Origin of the sequence: Listeria cornellensis FSL F6-0969 (assembly GCF_000525855.1) — a bacterium.
GTDB classification, from domain to species: domain Bacteria; phylum Bacillota; class Bacilli; order Lactobacillales; family Listeriaceae; genus Listeria_A; species Listeria_A cornellensis.
In genome coordinates this window covers 155,773-171,771 of record NZ_AODE01000019.1, presented here as the reverse complement: position 1 = coordinate 171,771, position 15,999 = coordinate 155,773, and the positions used below count along the sequence as shown (strand labels likewise).

At 44.7% G+C, this 15,999-nt stretch carries 15 protein-coding genes, 2 pseudogenes and 2 other annotated features; of the genes and pseudogenes, 16 read left to right on the top strand and 1 reads right to left on the bottom strand.

Features of this window, described 5'->3' with window-relative positions; genetic code table 11:
* The first annotated feature begins 58 nt into the window (after nt 1–58).
* The 12 genes and pseudogenes from PCORN_RS08745 (at nt 59) to PCORN_RS08690 (ending at nt 11,574) form a co-directional block, all read left to right on the top strand.
* On the top strand, nt 59–895 hold the full coding sequence (locus PCORN_RS08745) for a MurR/RpiR family transcriptional regulator (RefSeq protein ID WP_241433127.1): 837 nt from the start codon (nt 59–61) through the stop codon (nt 893–895).
* A 106-nt stretch (nt 896–1,001) separates the two neighbouring features.
* A complete protein-coding gene (locus tag PCORN_RS08740; protein WP_149024295.1) occupies nt 1,002–1,715 on the top strand; it encodes a hypothetical protein in 714 nt (237 codons plus the stop codon).
* Nucleotides 1,715–2,509, top strand: a complete 795-nt coding sequence (locus tag PCORN_RS17265; RefSeq protein WP_051999338.1) for a nucleotidyl transferase AbiEii/AbiGii toxin family protein — start codon at nt 1,715–1,717, stop codon at nt 2,507–2,509. Before PCORN_RS08740 ends, PCORN_RS17265 begins: the two co-directional genes overlap by 1 nt.
* A 50-nt stretch (nt 2,510–2,559) precedes the next feature.
* Nucleotides 2,560–2,806, top strand: a binding site (T-box leader).
* 156 nt (nt 2,807–2,962) lie between these two features.
* Nucleotides 2,963–3,204: a binding site (T-box leader), on the top strand.
* A gap of 68 nt (nt 3,205–3,272) precedes the next feature.
* Complete coding sequence (gene trpE, locus PCORN_RS08730; RefSeq protein WP_036079439.1) at nt 3,273–4,640, top strand: anthranilate synthase component I; 1,368 nt, start codon at nt 3,273–3,275, stop codon at nt 4,638–4,640.
* Nucleotides 4,637–5,251 carry an anthranilate synthase component II gene (locus PCORN_RS08725; RefSeq protein ID WP_036079438.1) on the top strand — a complete coding sequence of 205 codons (615 nt, stop codon included), beginning with the start codon at nt 4,637–4,639 and terminating at the stop codon, nt 5,249–5,251. The genes trpE and PCORN_RS08725 overlap by 4 nt, the downstream gene beginning before the upstream one ends.
* On the top strand, nt 5,223–6,242 hold the full coding sequence (gene trpD / locus PCORN_RS08720) for an anthranilate phosphoribosyltransferase (protein WP_036079436.1): 1,020 nt from the start codon (nt 5,223–5,225) through the stop codon (nt 6,240–6,242). The genes PCORN_RS08725 and trpD overlap by 29 nt, the downstream gene beginning before the upstream one ends.
* Nucleotides 6,239–7,003: an indole-3-glycerol phosphate synthase TrpC gene (trpC, locus tag PCORN_RS08715; RefSeq protein ID WP_036079435.1), complete on the top strand. Its 765-nt coding sequence runs from the start codon at nt 6,239–6,241 to the stop codon at nt 7,001–7,003. The genes trpD and trpC overlap by 4 nt, the downstream gene beginning before the upstream one ends.
* Entirely contained in the window at nt 7,000–7,596 is a 597-nt protein-coding gene (locus tag PCORN_RS08710) for a phosphoribosylanthranilate isomerase (protein WP_036079434.1), read from the top strand. The genes trpC and PCORN_RS08710 overlap by 4 nt, the downstream gene beginning before the upstream one ends.
* Before the next feature lie 2 nt (nt 7,597–7,598).
* Nucleotides 7,599–8,802 (top strand): annotated as a pseudogene (trpB, locus tag PCORN_RS08705) (tryptophan synthase subunit beta).
* Nucleotides 8,799–9,553 (top strand): annotated as a pseudogene (gene trpA, locus PCORN_RS08700) (tryptophan synthase subunit alpha). The pseudogenes trpB and trpA overlap by 4 nt, the downstream one beginning before the upstream one ends.
* 182 nt (nt 9,554–9,735) lie before the next feature.
* The gene (locus PCORN_RS08695; RefSeq protein ID WP_036079433.1) at nt 9,736–11,358 is read left to right on the top strand and encodes a putative polysaccharide biosynthesis protein; all 1,623 of its coding nucleotides are present in this window, start codon (nt 9,736–9,738) and stop codon (nt 11,356–11,358) included.
* A gap of 18 nt (nt 11,359–11,376) precedes the next feature.
* Nucleotides 11,377–11,574 (top strand): hypothetical protein, encoded by a 198-nt coding sequence (locus tag PCORN_RS08690; RefSeq protein ID WP_036079432.1) that lies wholly within the window; start codon nt 11,377–11,379, stop codon nt 11,572–11,574.
* A gap of 120 nt (nt 11,575–11,694) precedes the next feature.
* Here PCORN_RS08690 and PCORN_RS08685 read toward each other — a convergent pair whose 3' ends face one another.
* Nucleotides 11,695–12,528, bottom strand: a complete 834-nt coding sequence (locus PCORN_RS08685; RefSeq protein ID WP_051999337.1) for an NAD(P)H-hydrate dehydratase — start codon at nt 12,526–12,528, stop codon at nt 11,695–11,697.
* Between the two features lie 126 nt (nt 12,529–12,654).
* On the opposite strand from PCORN_RS08685, the gene PCORN_RS08680 reads away from it, so the two are divergent.
* From PCORN_RS08680 to PCORN_RS08665, 4 genes are all read left to right on the top strand, one after another.
* Nucleotides 12,655–13,062 carry an NUDIX hydrolase gene (locus tag PCORN_RS08680; RefSeq protein ID WP_036079430.1) on the top strand — a complete coding sequence of 136 codons (408 nt, stop codon included), beginning with the start codon at nt 12,655–12,657 and terminating at the stop codon, nt 13,060–13,062.
* Nucleotides 13,063–13,144: 82 nt separating this feature from the next.
* Complete coding sequence (pepV, locus tag PCORN_RS08675; RefSeq protein ID WP_036079428.1) at nt 13,145–14,557, top strand: dipeptidase PepV; 1,413 nt, start codon at nt 13,145–13,147, stop codon at nt 14,555–14,557.
* Nucleotides 14,558–14,691: 134 nt separating this feature from the next.
* A complete protein-coding gene (gene dat, locus PCORN_RS08670) occupies nt 14,692–15,555 on the top strand; it encodes a D-amino-acid transaminase (RefSeq protein ID WP_036079427.1) in 864 nt (287 codons plus the stop codon).
* Nucleotides 15,556–15,626: 71 nt separating this feature from the next.
* Nucleotides 15,627–15,977 (top strand): nuclear transport factor 2 family protein, encoded by a 351-nt coding sequence (locus PCORN_RS08665; RefSeq protein WP_036079425.1) that lies wholly within the window; start codon nt 15,627–15,629, stop codon nt 15,975–15,977.
* The last annotated feature ends 22 nt before the right edge of the window (nt 15,978–15,999 follow it).

The following is a 15,999-nucleotide window of genomic DNA, read 5'->3' as shown; positions in this document are numbered from 1 at the left end:
ATAATCAAAGCATGGAATTTATTCGAAGGAGGCGGCAACAAACATAATGGGAAGTGTGATGAATCGAATTCAAGGTATTTTAGAAGAACTACCGAAGTCAGAGGCAAAAGTAGGTCGCGCAATATTAGCCGATCCAAGTAAAATTGTAAAAATGTCGATTCATGAACTGGCTGAAACTTCTGGCGCAAGTGGTGCTGCGGTGATTCGTTTTTGCCATTCGATGGGGTTAGAAGGCTTTCCAGAGCTGAAAATGAAGCTATCCGTCGAGCTTGTTCGGCCTGAAAAGGTAGGCTATTACGATATTGAGCCGAATGAGGAGTTTGAAGAGATTACGCGGAAGCTTGTTTCTAACACGGTGCAAACATTGAATGACACGGTTGGGCAGCTAGAGAAAGAAAAAATTATGGATGCGTGCGAGATTCTCTATAAAGCGGATACAATCTATGCGTATGGTGTTGGCGCTTCGTGGTTAATTGCCGAGGATATTGCTCAAAAATGGATGCGCGCTGGAAAACACGCGATTGCGATTGCAGATCCACATATTTTAGCGATGGCTTTTGCGGCGGGTTCTAAAAATGCGGTTTTCTTCGCGATTTCCAATAGTGGGGAAACGAGTGAAGTATTGCAGTTGGCTGATGAAGCGCTGAACAATGGCTTAGAACTGCTTAGTTTGACCCGTTTTGGGCAGAATAAATTGAAACAGCGAGCGGCAGTTGCACTGGAAACATCACGCGCGCCAGAAACCGAGCTCAGGAGTGCGGCTACGAGTTCAAGGCAAGCGCAGTTTTTAGTGATTGATATTTTGTTCTACTTTTACGCTTCGCATCATTATGAGGAAATGATCGAGCAGATAAGGACATCAAGGGAAGCGACGAATCGATTTAGGGAATCTTGATTTGTTTGCTACATAATTTCAAAAAGATAGGCCAACAGCGGCTTATCTTTTTTTAGTTTCCTTTTTCGCTAAAATAAGGAGTTTGTGATACAATAAAGGAAACTTGATGAAGAAGGTGATAATGATGGGGGACGACTTGGGTGCGAAGAAAGTATTAATGGAAGAAATTGAAGGGTTAGCCTTGGAATATCAGGTTGGGGAGCCGATTTTCACGAAGGAGATTAAGCAACAAGTAAATGAACAGTTTGAAGTAGCCAGTAATGATGGTTTTACGAGAACAGTGAATGAATATTTGCGTAGATTGGAAAAAAGAGGCGTGATTTCTAAATATGATGATGGTATTTATTTTCGTAGCAAAGAGACTAAGTTTGGACGAAGCGCTATCGACAAAGAGAAACTTATTAAGAAGGCCTATATCATGGATGAGGATGAGGTGATTGGATACGTTGCGGGGGCTGCTTTTCTTAGCGCTAATGGTTTTTCTAATAATATGACGAATCGGCGGGAAATCGTGACAAATAATTACAACGTGAAGAAACCGATTCATAAATTTAGTAACCCACCAATCATTAAAAAGCCTAAAGTGCCAATTTCTAAGCATAATTATCGTTATTTTCAGCTGCTGGATACATTGCGAGATATTGAGCAGTATCATGTGTTGGATGCTTCTTTTTACGTGTCGCTTTATGACTATATGGAACGAGAGCGAATCGATGGCTTTAAACTACTGGGCTACGCAAAGAAATATTATAATCAAAAAGTAATGCACGTACTGGATGAACTAGCGGAGGCTGTTCTAGACAGGGAGCTGATTGGTTAATGTACTATACTTTGCATCACGATCGACATGCGTTTAGGGATTTACTAGAATCCATTTTTAATGAGTGCGACATATTACCAGAGATTTTAGAGAAAGATTATTATGTATGTTTGATGTTGCAGGAAATAGCTGCTGTACAACGAGAGTATGACGTATATTTTAAAGGTGGGACAGCATTATATAAATGTTTAAAGAGGATTAATCGCTTTTCAGAAGATATCGATTTAACATTTAATAATGAAAAATTTATTTCTAAAACGAGTAAAAGTAATGCGTTGAAGAAAGTGACTTCGCGTTATACACAATTGGAGATAAATACAGCACATCCGCAAAGTGTCTCGGGAAGTGGTTTGAGGACATCGGTTTATGAGTATAATATTTTATTTGAGACTGACTTTTCAAAGAAAGATTCGCTGCGAAGAGTCGGGACAGTCAAGGTTGAGACGACGGCTTTTACGACGTTTGAGCCACATTGTGCGTATTTGATGGAACCGATTATATTATTTGAGTTGACTTCCATTCAAAAGTTGCTATTGGAATCAGAGAGTGAACTGTATTTTATCGTTGAGCAAAAGAGGATAGAACAAGACTTGAGCCATGAAGCTAAGACTTTAGGGAAAACTATTAGTAAATTCAACTATTGGGAGTGCCTGAAGACAGATAGGGATATTGAAATCGGCTATAATAGGATGCAGAATGTGTATATTTTTTTGGATGAAGACAGGAGGACATTCGAATATGTTCTTGAAAAATGTGGTCATCTTCACAAGCGACTTAAGGAGAATTCATTGTAAAAAATGCTTGACTTTAGTAGGAACATCGGTTAATATGAGTGTTATATTAAATGAATGCGTGGATGAAGAGTAAGTAACATGATGGATGTTTTAAGAGAGCTGATGGTTGGTGTGAATCAGTAGCAGAGATGATGTGAATGGACTTCGGAGCAACTAAGCTGAACGGGATTTTTCCTCAGTAGGAGTTAGCGATTAGGCCTTATCGTTATACAAGGCACCCCATAGTTATTGTGGGATTGAGTGAATCGTTTTTTTTTCGGTTAATTAAGGTGGTACCACGGGTCTCCCGTCCTTATCTAAGTCTATTAGATATGGAGGGAGGCCCTTTTTTGTTGCGGTTCTTACGAAGCGTCGTGTGCTGAGTTAGAACCGCAATATGCATGAGAACGCAGTGAGCATGTAATCCATCACCTTCTCTATCGCAGCACCACCAAACGAAACTAAAACAAATAATCTAAATCATAAAGCAAGAAGAGTAAGCAAACATAATTTTTACAGAGAGTCAGTGGTTGGTGTGAACTGATAAAGTTATTTTGCCGAAGTGGTCCTTGCGCGTGTGGCTTTGAACGAAAAAGTAGGAGCTGCCGGGTTCTCCCGTTAAAGAGATAGAGTATGTGATTCGTGCTCGAATGAGATGGAACTTTTATGGTTCCAATATGAGGTGGTACCGCGGTATTTGATTATTCGCCCTCTAAAGAAAACAGTGATTTTGGCTGCGTTCTTTAGGGGGCTTTTTTGTATTCTGGAATTGGAGGAATGAGAAATGAAATTAACGAGAAAAATAAATGCGGATACGATTACGGCGATTTTGGCTTATGAGCGCTTAGATGGGAAAAATAAAGCGTTACTTGAGGGTGCGGCGCGGGATGCGGATGCGGGACGGTATTCGATTATTGCGATGGATCCGGTACATGAGATCAAGGTCTATGGTCAGCGATTCGTGCTGGATGGGGTGGAGAGAACGGTGGTTGATCCGCTGGCGGAGCTTGATAAGGTGATTCGGACGGCGCCAAAAAATGCGGATTCGCTTCCTTTTGAGGCGGGTGCGATTGGATATGTTGGCTATGATACGATTGCGTTATATGAGGATTTGGGCGAGATACCACAGGAAACGCGCGAGGGGCTAGCGGATATTCATTTTATGCTGTATGAGTCATTTTTGATTATGGATCATCAGGCGGAGGAAATGACGCTGGTGCAGGATAATTGCTACTCGGGTCGGGCGGAGGGTGCGATGCGGGAGGCGCTGGACCGGATGCAGGAGCAGTTGGTGACGGCGGGTGAGCGCGAGGCGCGGGACGTTGTGGTGACACCGATGGAATATACGAGTAATGTGACGAAGGCGGAGTATATGACGCGGGTGGAGCGGGCGAAGGAGCATATTAGGAACGGAGACTTTTTCCAAATTGTGTTGTCGCAGCGTTTGGAGGCGCCATTTAAGGGTGATGCGTTTGATTATTACCGGAAATTACGATTGTTGAATCCTTCGCCGTACTTGTTTTTCGTTGATTTTGATGAGACGACGTTGATTGGGTCTTCTCCGGAGAGTTTGGTGAGTGTGACGGGCGATGTGGTCGTGACGAATCCGATTGCTGGGACTCGAAAACGTGGGGGGACGAAGCAGGAGGATGAGCGCTTGGCGGAGGAACTTTTGCACGATGAAAAGGAACTTGCGGAACATCGGATGTTGGTGGATTTGGGGCGTAATGATATTGGCAAAATTGCGGTGACGGGTAGTGTGACTGTTCCGGTATACTTGACAATAGAGCGGTATCGCTTTTTGATGCACTTAGTGTCGGTTGTGGAAGGGACGCTGAAACCAGAGTTGACGGCGATGGATGCGCTGAAATCGGTGCTGCCGGCTGGAACGGTGAGCGGTGCGCCGAAGATTCGAGCGATGGAACGGATTTATGAATGGGAAAATGTGAAGCGTGGTCCTTATGCAGGTGCGGTCGGGTATTTGACGCATCAAGGGGATTGTGATTTTGCGCTGGCGATTCGGACGATGGTGTTGCATCAGGGAACGGCCTATGTTCAGGCAGGTGCTGGGATTGTCTATGATTCGGATCCGGAGAGTGAATATTTAGAAACGTTACAAAAAGCCAAAGCGTTATTGGAGGTTGGAAAATGATTTTATTAGTCGATAATTATGATTCGTTTACGTATAACTTGGAGCAGTATTTGGCGGAATTTGCAGATGAGGTTGTGGTTTGTCGGAATGATGCAACGGATTTGATGGAGTTGGCGGCGAGTGCGACAGGGATTGTGCTGTCGCCTGGGCCTGGGAAACCGAGTGAAGCGGGGCTTTTGGAAGAGGTTGTACGGCGGTTCGCGCATAAGTTGCCGATGTTGGGGATTTGCTTAGGGCATCAGGCTATCGGCGAGGTATTTGGTGGAACGGTGAGTCAGGCTGGTGTGATTCGGCATGGGAAGGTTTCGATGATGCGACAAACGGTAGGAGGCGCGATTTTTGCGGGGCTAGATGAGGAACTGGAAATTATGCGGTATCATTCGCTGATTGTAGAGAAGGACGGGTTTCCAGATGCTTTGGAAGTTTTGGCGCGGTCGTTGGATGATGATGAGATTATGGCGATGCAGTTGCGCGATTTTCCGGTTTATGGGTTGCAGTTTCATCCGGAATCGATTGGGACGTTGGATGGCAAACGGATGATGGCGAATTTTGTAGCGATTGTGGAAAAGGAGGGTGAGCGAGATGGAAGCGTATTTGCAAAAAGTGTATGATCAGCAGAATTTGACGCGAGTGGAGATGCAGAGGGTTGCTTCGGCGATTTTTGCAGGGGAATTAAGTCAGGCGCAAATCGCGGCTTTCTTGATGGCTCTGAAAATAAAAGGGGAAACGATTGAGGAGATGCAGGCGATTGCGGAAACGATGCAGGGCGTTGCGTTGCAGTTACCGATGGCGTCTGAAAATACGATGGATAATTGCGGAACTGGCGGAGATAAATCGCTCAGCTTTAATGTGAGTACGACATCAGCTTTTGTTCTGGCGGCAGCGGGTATTAAGGTCGCGAAACATGGTAATCGCAGTATTTCAAGTAAGTCGGGAAGCGCGGACGTTTGCCAGGAGTTGGGCATTGATATTTCGCTTGGCGTGGAGGATATGGTATATTTACTGGAGAATGCTGGTATTGCTTTCTTGTTCGCGCCACATGTGCATCCGAATATGAAGTATGTGATGGAAGTGCGGCGGGAGTTGAATACGCCGACGATTTTTAACTTGATTGGACCGCTGACGAATCCGGTAAAATTGGAAACGCAATTGATGGGAATTTATCGCCGTGATTTATTGGAGCAAACCGCGCAAGTGCTTGGAAAATTAGGCAGGAAGCGCGCGATTGTCGTGAATGGCGGTGGTTTCATGGATGAGGCATCGCTTGCGGGTGAGAATCACTACGCGCTCCTCGAAAATGGTGAGGTGACGATGCATCGCTTTTTACCAGAGGATGTTGGCTTAGAAAGTCGCGATTTGGCGTCGATTCAAGGCGGCGATGCGAAACGGAATGCGGAAATTTTGCTGTCGGTTTTAAAAGCGGAGCCAAGTGCGTATTACGACACGGTGATTTTGAATGCTGGCCTTGGTTTGCTAGCGCATGGAAAAGTAACGACGCTTGTTTCGGGAATCGAAATGGCGCGTGATTTGATTGATAGCGGTGCGGCTTATGCCAAATTAACACAATTATTAGCTTGTCAAAAGGAGCGATTAGTAGGATGACATTTTTAGAAGAGATTTTAGCGAAAAAAGCGCAGGAAGTGGCAGAAATGCCGGTTGAAAAAGTAGAATTAGGGCGACAAAAAACGTATTTTCATGATTTTTTAAAGGCGAATAAAGGCGCGGTGCAGTTGATTGCGGAAGTAAAGCGAGCTTCTCCATCGAAAGGCGCGATTAATCTAGATGTGGATCCAGTTGCCCAGGCGAAAAGTTATGAAGCGGCTGGCGCGGGTGCGATTTCAGTTTTGACGGATCAGCAGTTTTTCAAAGGGGATATCGAGGATTTGCGGGCTGTGGCAGAGGCAGTGAGCATTCCGGTTTTGTGCAAGGACTTTATTATTAGTGAAAAACAGTTGATTCGCGCCAAAAACGCGGGGGCTTCGATAGTGTTGTTGATTGTGGCGGCTTTGGTGGAGGAAGATTTGACAACATTGTACAAACAGGCAACGGCGCTTGATTTAGAGGTTCTCGTGGAAGTGCATAATGAAGCGGAATTGGAGATTGCTGAACGACTAGGTGCAAAATTGATTGGCGTGAATAACCGCGACTTACATAGTTTTGTGGTGGATATTGCGGTGAGTGAACGCGTGGCTGAGGAATTTTCACTTGCGGAGACGTTTTATATCAGTGAAAGTGGTTTCCGTGAACCGGCGGATGTGGCGCGCGTGGCGAAAGCATTTAGTGTGGTTCTCGTCGGTGAAGCGTTGATGCGAGCGGAAAATGTGGAACAAGCCGCGCGTGCATTGAAGGTGAGCCGCGTATGACACAGGTCAAAATTTGCGGATTGAAATACCGTCCTGATATCGAGGTTGCGGTCGCGAATGGAGCGGAGATGATTGGTTTCGTGTTTGCGCCGAGTAAGCGCCAAGTGACACCGAATCAGGCTCGAATTTTAGCGCAGCATATACCAAATTCGGTCAAAAAAGTAGGCGTGTTTGTGAATGAAAGTCCTGCGGAAATCAACCGAATTGCGGCGATGGTTCCGCTGGATATCGTGCAATGTCACGGTCAAGAGACGGCGGCGGATTTAGCGAAAATAAACCGTCCGACAATAAAGGCTTTTCAAGTGAAGCATGGCAAGATAAATGGCGATCTAACAGCGTTTCCAGATAGTCTGATCTTACTCGATGCACCAATTGCTGGGCTCGGCGAAACGTTTGATTGGCAGGCGATTGTGAACAGCGAATTGCCCAAGGAACGGCTTATTATCGCGGGTGGTTTGCACATAGATAATGTCGCTGCAGCAATCGAGCAATTCCAGCCATTTGCTGTCGACGTTTCCTCGGGTGTCGAAACGAACGGTACGAAAGATCCTGAAAAAATAATAAAATTCATTCAAAAAGCGAAGGAGTCCTGAAAATGAGTTATGATGCACCGAATAAAGCGGGTTTTTATGGAAATTATGGCGGGAAATTTGTCCCTGAAACATTGATGAAAGCTGTCACAGAACTAGAAGAGGCGTACGAAATTTCGAAAACAGATGAGGCTTTTCAAGAGGAATTGAGCTACTATTTGCGCGATTACGTTGGACGCGAGTCTCCGCTTTATTTTGCGGAACAATTGACGGCACATGCGGGTGGTGCCAAAATTTATTTGAAACGGGAAGATTTGAACCACACAGGCGCGCACAAAATCAATAATTGCATCGGACAAGCTTTGTTGACACGCCAAATGGGGGAAAAAGAAAGTCGTGGCGGAAACGGGAGCTGGGCAACATGGCGTAGCGACGGCAACTGTGGCTGCCTTGTTTAACTTGGAATGTACGATTTTTATGGGAGAAGAGGATATTAGACGTCAGCAGTTGAACGTTTTCCGAATGGAGTTGCTCGGCGCGAAAGTGGTCAGTGTTTCAGGTGGGAATGGCACGCTAAAAGACGCTGTCAATGAGGCGTTGCGCTATTGGGTGGCGAACGTGGAAGATACGCATTACATCATGGGATCGGTTTTAGGACCACATCCGTTTCCGCAGATTGTTCGCGATTTCCAAAGCGTGATTGGAGCGGAAGCCCGCGCGCAGCATTTGGAGAAGGAGAACCGTTTGCCAGACGCATTAGTGGCTTGTATCGGTGGTGGCAGTAACTCGATGGGACTTTTTTATCCGTTTGTGAATGATACATCGGTTAAAATGTACGGTGTTGAAGCGGCGGGCTCTGGTCTGGATACCGCTTTTCACGCAGCGTCACTCTCAAAAGGTGAAATTGGCGTTTTGCATGGCGCGATGATGCATATTTTGCAAGATGATGCCGGTCAAATTCAGGAAGCTTATTCGATTTCGGCAGGCTTGGATTATCCAGGAATCGGTCCTGAACATAGTTTTTTACGAGACGAAGGACGCGCCGAGTATGCCTCTGTGACCGATGACGAGGCCGTAGAAGCGTTCCAATTGCTTTGCCGTACCGAAGGCATTATTCCAGCGTTAGAAAGCTCACACGCGATCTCCTTCGCTGTAGAACTCGCTGGCAAAATGAAACCCGAAGAAAGCATCGTCGTTTGCCTATCTGGCCGTGGCGATAAAGACGTGGACCAAATCCGCGCACGTTTGAAAGGAGCAGATGACAAATGATATTACAAAACGCAATCGAAAAAGCTAATTTAGCCGTAGTTCCCTATATTATGGCGGGGGATGGCGGCCTCGACCAGTTAGAAAATCAGATGCAACTACTCAGTGATGCAGGTGCGACGGCGATTGAACTTGGTATTCCTTTCTCGGATCCAGTAGCTGACGGACCGGTGATTCAAGAAGCTGGCGCGCGTGCTTTGGCGGCGAAGATTAGCCTTGAGCAGATTTTAGAAACACTGACAACGAGCAAAATCGAGATTCCGCTAGTCGTGATGAGTTATTTTAACCCGATTTATCACCTTGGCGTTGAAAAATTCATCGAGCTTGCTAAAAAAACACCGATTAAAGGCTGATTATTCCTGATTTACCATATGAACATCGCGATTTAATTTTGCCACATTTAGAAAATACCGATATTGCCCTGATTCCGTTGATTTCGCTGACGAGTCCGAAAGAGCGGATGGAATTAATTGCGAAACAAGCACAAGGATTCATTTACGCGGTGACAGTGAACGGGACAACAGGCGAGCGCGCAGTGTTCGGCGATAAGATTGATGAAAATTTGACGTACTTAAAAACGATTAGTCCTGTGCCGGTTTTGGCGGGGTTTGGCATTTCGAATCTGGATCATGTGGCGAGATTTGCCGCTGCATGTGATGGGGTGATTGTGGGGAGTAAAGTTGTGCAGTTGTTGCATGATGGGAAGTATGAAGAGCTTAGTGCGTTTATTACTGGGGCGAGTCAAATTAAATAAATAGAAAAAAAGCGGATATTTTTCCGCTTTTTTTCTATTTATTTTCAACTAATGATTGCAAGCTTGTGCAAGAAGGAGTAAACTAAAATTTAGTTGAGTTTTAAACAAACCATTATTTTATGAAAAAGCGAGTGTCATTAATCGGCTCAAAAACGAGCACTTCACAATAAAGGACGAGGTCTATGTCTTCATCAAAACTACTTCGAGGAACTTTCATTTTAACGTTGGGAACTTTTATTTCTAAATTTTTAGGTCTTTTTTATGTCATTCCATTTTATTGGATTATGGGTGGCGCTGGACCAATGACTTTGTATAATTTCGGGTATGTCCCGTATCAAATTTTTCTAGGAATTGCAACGGCTGGTGTTCCGCTAGCGGTCGCGAAATATGTCGCGAAATATAACGCGATTGGCGAGTACGAAATTGGGCGTCGTTTATTCCGAACGGGCGTTTACTTAATGCTCGCAACGGGTGTTGTCAGCTTTATCGCGATGTACGCTTTAGCGCCTGTACTTGCTGGGTTGCAATCAATTGAAGGTAGCGGTTATACGGTTGAGGACGTGACGGGGGTTATCCGTGCGGTCAGTTTTGCGCTTATTGTTATCCCGGTTATGAGCCTGATTCGTGGCTTTTTCCAAGGGTACCAATCGATGGGGCCTTCTGCGGTTTCACAAGTTATCGAGCAAATTGTCCGTATTGCGTTCCTGCTTGTCGGTTCGGCAACGGTGCTTTATATCCTGCACGGCACAATCGTTAGCGCCATCAGTATCGCGACGTTTGCAGCTTTCATCGGCGCATTGGCGAGTCTTGCCTGCCTACTTTGGTACTTCTTCAAACGCAAAAAAGGTCTCGATGCCCTGTTACGAACCAGTAAAGGCGAAGTGACGGTCTCATTACCGTCGATGTACAAAGATATTTTCATTACGGCGGTGCCATTCGTTGTTGTCGGCATTGCCAGCTCACTTTACCAACAAATCGACCAGTTCACGTTTGGCCGAATTTTAACGTGGATTGGCTACAGTGGCCACGAAGCAGAGAATTTACTCGGTATCGTTAACTTCAGTGCGCAAAAATTAGTCATCATTCCAGTCAGTTTGGCGACTGCGTTTTCGATGACGATTGTGCCTCTCGTGACGGCGGCCTATGCGCGTGGTGAACAGGAAAACGTGAAAAAACAACTAAATGATGTTTTCCAAGTACTACTTTTCATCACATTACCAGCTTGTATCGGGATGTCCTTACTCGCAGAACCGCTTTACACGGTGTTTTATGAACATGATCCTGCGGGAATTCAAATCTTGGCGTTCTATGCACCAGTCGCGATTTTACTGTCTTTATTCAGCGTGACGGCCGCGATTTTGCAAGGAATTGATGAGCAACGATTCACGATTTTGAGCCTACTTATCGGTTTATTGACAAAATCCGTTTTCCAAATGCCACTGATGATGTGGATGGGAGCGCGCGGTTCCGTTGCAGCCACTGGACTTGGCTATACTGTATCCGTTATTTTCGCGATGATCATTATTCGGAAATACGCGAACTACAATTTCAGTGTCATTTTGAGAAGAACGGTCTTAATGTTACTCCTTAATTTAGCGATGGCAATCTCCGTATTGCTTGTATATCAAGGTTTGACGATGTTTATTAATCCAGAAACGAAGCTCAATTCGATGATTCTACTCATCCTTTGTGGTGGGGTAGGGGCGTTCGTATACGGTTATCTAAGCTTGCGATTACGCCTATTCGACAAAGTATTTGGCCCAAGAGCCGCAACAATTCGCCGGAAACTGCGCATAAAAGCATAAAAGGGAGGCAAACACATCATGGAAAAACGAACAAGAAAGCGGTCAAAAGAAGCACGGCGAGCCCGCGTATTTTTGACACTCGGCGTGATTTGCGCCATAGCAGGACTGGGCGCACTATTTCTAGACTACATTTGGGTTGCCATTCCATTCGCCATGCTTGCTTCTTTATTAGTTGGCATGACGATTGGATTGAAACTTCCAAGAACAAAAGAATAACGAATAAAGCTTGCAGGTCGTATCTAGACTTTGCAAGCTTTTTTAGGCTATTCAAATGATTTTGGAGATGCTATAACTTAGAAATATGGGAAATTTTAAAAAGGAGCTATACATATGACGTTAATACGGATTATCGTCTGTTTCACTAAATTTCTTCAAATAATAAGGGATTTGTTCGGCGACTTCGGTAGGTAGGACGACATATTTCTTCTTCGCCAGCGTCTCCCCGATATAACTATGCAAAAATACGGCAGTTAGAACCGCATGTTTTGGTTTCTCTAGTTGGCCGAGTAGTCCGGCAATCATACCCGCCAGCGTATCACCCATACCGCCCGTTGCCATGGCTGGAGTTCCGTAAATGTTTTGCCAAATATCTTCGCCAATGTAGACACGCGTACGGTGGTCTTTCAAAACGACAATCGCGTCGAGTTCTGTCGCAAAATCCTGGTTTGTGATATCATCTAAATTTTCGGTTTCCATATGCGTCAGTCGTTCCCATTCCTTACGGTGAGGCGTGAAAACAAGCGCCGCATTTGGTTTTTGGAAATCTTGCGAAGCGTATAGCGTAATCCCATCCCCATCGATTACGACGCGCTGATCCTTGTGGGCGTGTTCGCAAACGAGCGACAAAAGCTGTTGCGCCATCTTGTCTACGCCAAGTCCTGGTCCAATTAAGATGGTATCAAATTGTGGCAACATCTCGACTAAATAGTCCGTATCATTATAATCGAGGCACATCGCTTCTGGGAGTCTTGCGTGGAGTGCCGATCGATTCACAGGATGCGTCGCGACAGTAACAAGTCCAGCGCCGCTATAAATCGCGCCTTGTGCAGCCATAATAATCGCACCACCAAGCCGTTCTGTACCGCCAATTAATAAGACGCGACCATAATCACCTTTATTCGACTCCTCTTCGCGCTGCTTGATCCAAGCGCAAATAACCTTGGGCGTGATTTTTTTTCATTGTGCCACAACCTTTCCAAATTTTCTTTTATAGTATGTAATCTTAGTCTCCATTATAAACCTACTTGCCAAATTGTCCAATATAGTATAACCTATGCACAAAAGGAGTGAAGTAAAATGAAACCAATTTTTCCAGCAGTAAAAGCAGTCATCATACATAACGGCCAATTTTTAGTTTTGAAAAAAGCAGGTGTAGAAGGCGATGTCTGGGAGCTTCCAGGAGGACGAATGAACTTTGGAGAGACGAAAGGTGAGGCGCTATTTCGGGAAGTGCAAGAAGAAACAGGGCTTCAAGTCCAACCGTTTATTCTGTATGACACGTGGGAATTTTTTCAACCAGAATATCAAATAACAGGCGTGATTTACTTATGTGAAAAACCAGATGGGGATGTACGGCTTTCAAGTGAACATCAAGCATACGAATGGTTTCCGCTTGACGCGAGCAGCCTCGAACGAATGGATGTTGTGTTCGCCTCACGGATGGTCCGGTGGGATTTTGAAGCGATTCAAGGATTTATGTCGTAATTCTTCTCAAAATGCTTTCATACGAGCGCAAAAGGGTATACAATGGAGTAGGTAAATTAACTGTTGAAGGGATTGTTATAATATGAGTACGATCAATTGGCAAGAGGAAGTAGAGAAGCGCCGCGATGATTTCAAACGTGACTTATTTGCGATTTTGAGCATTCCGAGTGTGCGCGATGATTCCAAAGCAACGGAGGACGCACCATTTGGCCCAGACGTGAAAAAAGCATTGGATTTTGCTTTAGAACTAGCGGCAAAAGACGGTTTTATAACGAAAGAAGTTGGCAATGTTGCAGGGCACGCTGAATTTGGTCAAGGCGAAGAACTAGTTGCTGCGCTTGGTCATGTCGATGTGGTACCGGTTGGCGATGATTGGTCACACGATCCATTTGACCCGATTTTAAAAGATGGTAAAGTATTCGCGCGAGGTTCAGCGGATGACAAAGGACCAGCGATGGCTGCTTACTATGCGATGAAAATTATTAAAGAACTTGATTTACCGCTATCACGCCGCGTTCGGATGATTTACGGTTCGGATGAAGAAAGTGGTATGTCGTGCGTAGAGCGTTATTTCGAAACAGAAGAACAACCAACAATGGGCTTTGTGCCAGATGCCGAATTCCCGATTATCCACGCTGAAAAAGGTATTTCTGAACTTGATATTTCTTTCAAAGACGGCGAAAAAGAAGGAAACGCTGATTTCCGTCTGATTAGTTTCGAATCTGGCGCGCGTTATAATATGGTACCAGACCACGCGAAAGCAGTTTTAGAGAACGTGAAAGATTTTGACGTGCTTTCTAAAAAATTCGCAGCGTATCAAAAAGAAACAAAACTAGCTGGTGAACTAGTAGAATCAGGCAACACGGTGACAATTTCCATGGTCGGTAAAGCGGCACATGCGATGGAACCAAATAATGGTATTAACGCTGGACTTCATCTCGTTGCATTCCTTGGCAAATTTACGCAAACGGGAGCTGCAAGTGATTTTATAACATTTGGTAAAGATTACTTATATGGTGATTCGCGCGCGATGAAACTTGGCATTCGCTATGAAGACGACGAGAGCGGCGAGTTGACGATGAACGTTGGTGTGATTCGTTATAGTGTAGAAGAAGGCGGTCGTTATGGCCTGAACTTCCGTTATCCGGTGACAGCAAACATGGATCAGCTGAAGCTTAAAATGGAGACAGTCGTGAACGAGTATAACGGTCAATACACGCATTACGACGACTCTAAACCATTATTCGTACCAAAAGACCATCCGCTAATCCAAACGTTGCAAGAAGTCTACACGAACCAAACTGGCGAAGAAGCAACATTACTCGCTATTGGTGGTGGAACTTATGCGCGTCACATGGAGACTGGTGTTGCTTTTGGAGCGCTATTCCCAGGCCGCGAAGACACCATGCATCAAAAAGATGAGTTCGCGTATTTCGACGATTTAATTAAAACCATTGCAATTTACGCCGAAGCCCTTTACAAACTAGCGAAGTAAAGTATATAATTGAAAAAAATTAAGATTCAGACTGGATGTAGCAGAGGAACGAAACGCAGGTTTTGCCCTCTGCCCTGGTCTTGATTGGAATTTTTAGATAGTTGCAAAAACATTCGCGAAGGAGTGCTGAAGAGATGAAAGTATTAGTGAAGAACCAATTAATAGAACGTGATGAAGCAAAAGTTGATGTTGAAGATAGAGGTTACCAGTTCGGAGACGGGGTTTACGAGGTTATTCGTATGTATAATGGCCAATTTTTTACATATGATGAGCATATCGAGCGTTTGTATGCTAGCGCGGCCAAAATTGATCTTGTGATTCCTTATAGCAAGCCGGAATTGCGCGCGCTTGTGGACAGTTTGATGAAAGCGAACAATATTGGGACTGGTAATGTGTATCTTCAAATCACGCGTGGGGAGCAGTCGCCACGTAATCATGTGATTCCAAGCACGCCGCCTGAAGCTGTTCTCACGGCCTCCGCTAGCGAAGTTCCGCGTGATACGACGCTATTTGAGAACGGCCGAAAAGCAATTCTGGAAGAGGATGTTCGCTGGTTGCGCTGCGATATTAAGAGCCTTAACTTACTAGGAAATTCGATTGCAAAAAATAAAGCGCATCAAGCCGGGGCGTTTGAAGCGATTCTGCACCGTGGGGAAAACGTGACAGAAGGTTCTGCTGCGAATGCTTACATGATTAAAGATGGCAAACTGATGACGCATGCTTCTAACAATCTGATTTTAGAAGGTATTACACGCCAAATTATTTTGCGAGTGGCAGAAGAGAACGGTATTCCAGTTGTTGAATCTGGCTTTACGCTAACTGATTTGGCGGCTGCGGACGAAGTGTTTATTTCCAGCACAACGATTGAAGTGACACCGATTGTCGAAATTGATGGTAAAGTCGTTGGCGATGGCAAACGCGGACCGATAACGAAAAAATTGCACGACGCCTTTACAAAAGAAATTATGCAGCAATGTGGGGAATTGGCAGTAAACTAAAAATGATGAGACCGGATGGATTCATGAGTAGATGAATCGATTCGGTTTTTTTTGATTGAGAGGTTTTTAAAATGGATAATTCACTAAAAACGGCCTTGCAACAATTGGAGGAACAATTACTAAAGCCAGAAATTCGATCATCTCGGGAAGCGTTGCAATGCATTTTGGCGGAGGATTTTTTCGAATTTGGGAGTTCTGGACGCGTGCTTTACAAAAATGAATCGATTAGCGAGGATGGTATCGGGGAAGTGGAGATGGCTTTGAGCGATTTTGAAATACGGGAATTAGCGGAAAATGTTGTTTTGGCGACGTATCGTATTTTTAATGCCGCGCAAAAACAAGAATCACTACGAAGCTCGATCTGGAAATTCAATGATGCTAGATGGCAACTCGTTTTTCATCAGGGAACGAAATGTATATAAATAATGACATATAAAAAATATT

Coding starts and splice junctions, on each gene's coding strand:
- PCORN_RS08745 (WP_241433127.1), top strand. CDS start 59: ATGAATCGAATTCAAGGTATTTTAGAAGAACTACCGAAGTCAGAGGCA.
- PCORN_RS08740 (WP_149024295.1), top strand. CDS start 1,002: ATGAAGAAGGTGATAATGATGGGGGACGACTTGGGTGCGAAGAAAGTA.
- PCORN_RS17265 (WP_051999338.1), top strand. CDS start 1,715: ATGTACTATACTTTGCATCACGATCGACATGCGTTTAGGGATTTACTA.
- trpE (WP_036079439.1), top strand. CDS start 3,273: ATGAAATTAACGAGAAAAATAAATGCGGATACGATTACGGCGATTTTG.
- PCORN_RS08725 (WP_036079438.1), top strand. CDS start 4,637: ATGATTTTATTAGTCGATAATTATGATTCGTTTACGTATAACTTGGAG.
- trpD (WP_036079436.1), top strand. CDS start 5,223: ATGGAAGCGTATTTGCAAAAAGTGTATGATCAGCAGAATTTGACGCGA.
- trpC (WP_036079435.1), top strand. CDS start 6,239: ATGACATTTTTAGAAGAGATTTTAGCGAAAAAAGCGCAGGAAGTGGCA.
- PCORN_RS08710 (WP_036079434.1), top strand. CDS start 7,000: ATGACACAGGTCAAAATTTGCGGATTGAAATACCGTCCTGATATCGAG.
- PCORN_RS08695 (WP_036079433.1), top strand. CDS start 9,736: ATGTCTTCATCAAAACTACTTCGAGGAACTTTCATTTTAACGTTGGGA.
- PCORN_RS08690 (WP_036079432.1), top strand. CDS start 11,377: ATGGAAAAACGAACAAGAAAGCGGTCAAAAGAAGCACGGCGAGCCCGC.
- PCORN_RS08680 (WP_036079430.1), top strand. CDS start 12,655: ATGAAACCAATTTTTCCAGCAGTAAAAGCAGTCATCATACATAACGGC.
- pepV (WP_036079428.1), top strand. CDS start 13,145: ATGAGTACGATCAATTGGCAAGAGGAAGTAGAGAAGCGCCGCGATGAT.
- dat (WP_036079427.1), top strand. CDS start 14,692: ATGAAAGTATTAGTGAAGAACCAATTAATAGAACGTGATGAAGCAAAA.
- PCORN_RS08665 (WP_036079425.1), top strand. CDS start 15,627: ATGGATAATTCACTAAAAACGGCCTTGCAACAATTGGAGGAACAATTA.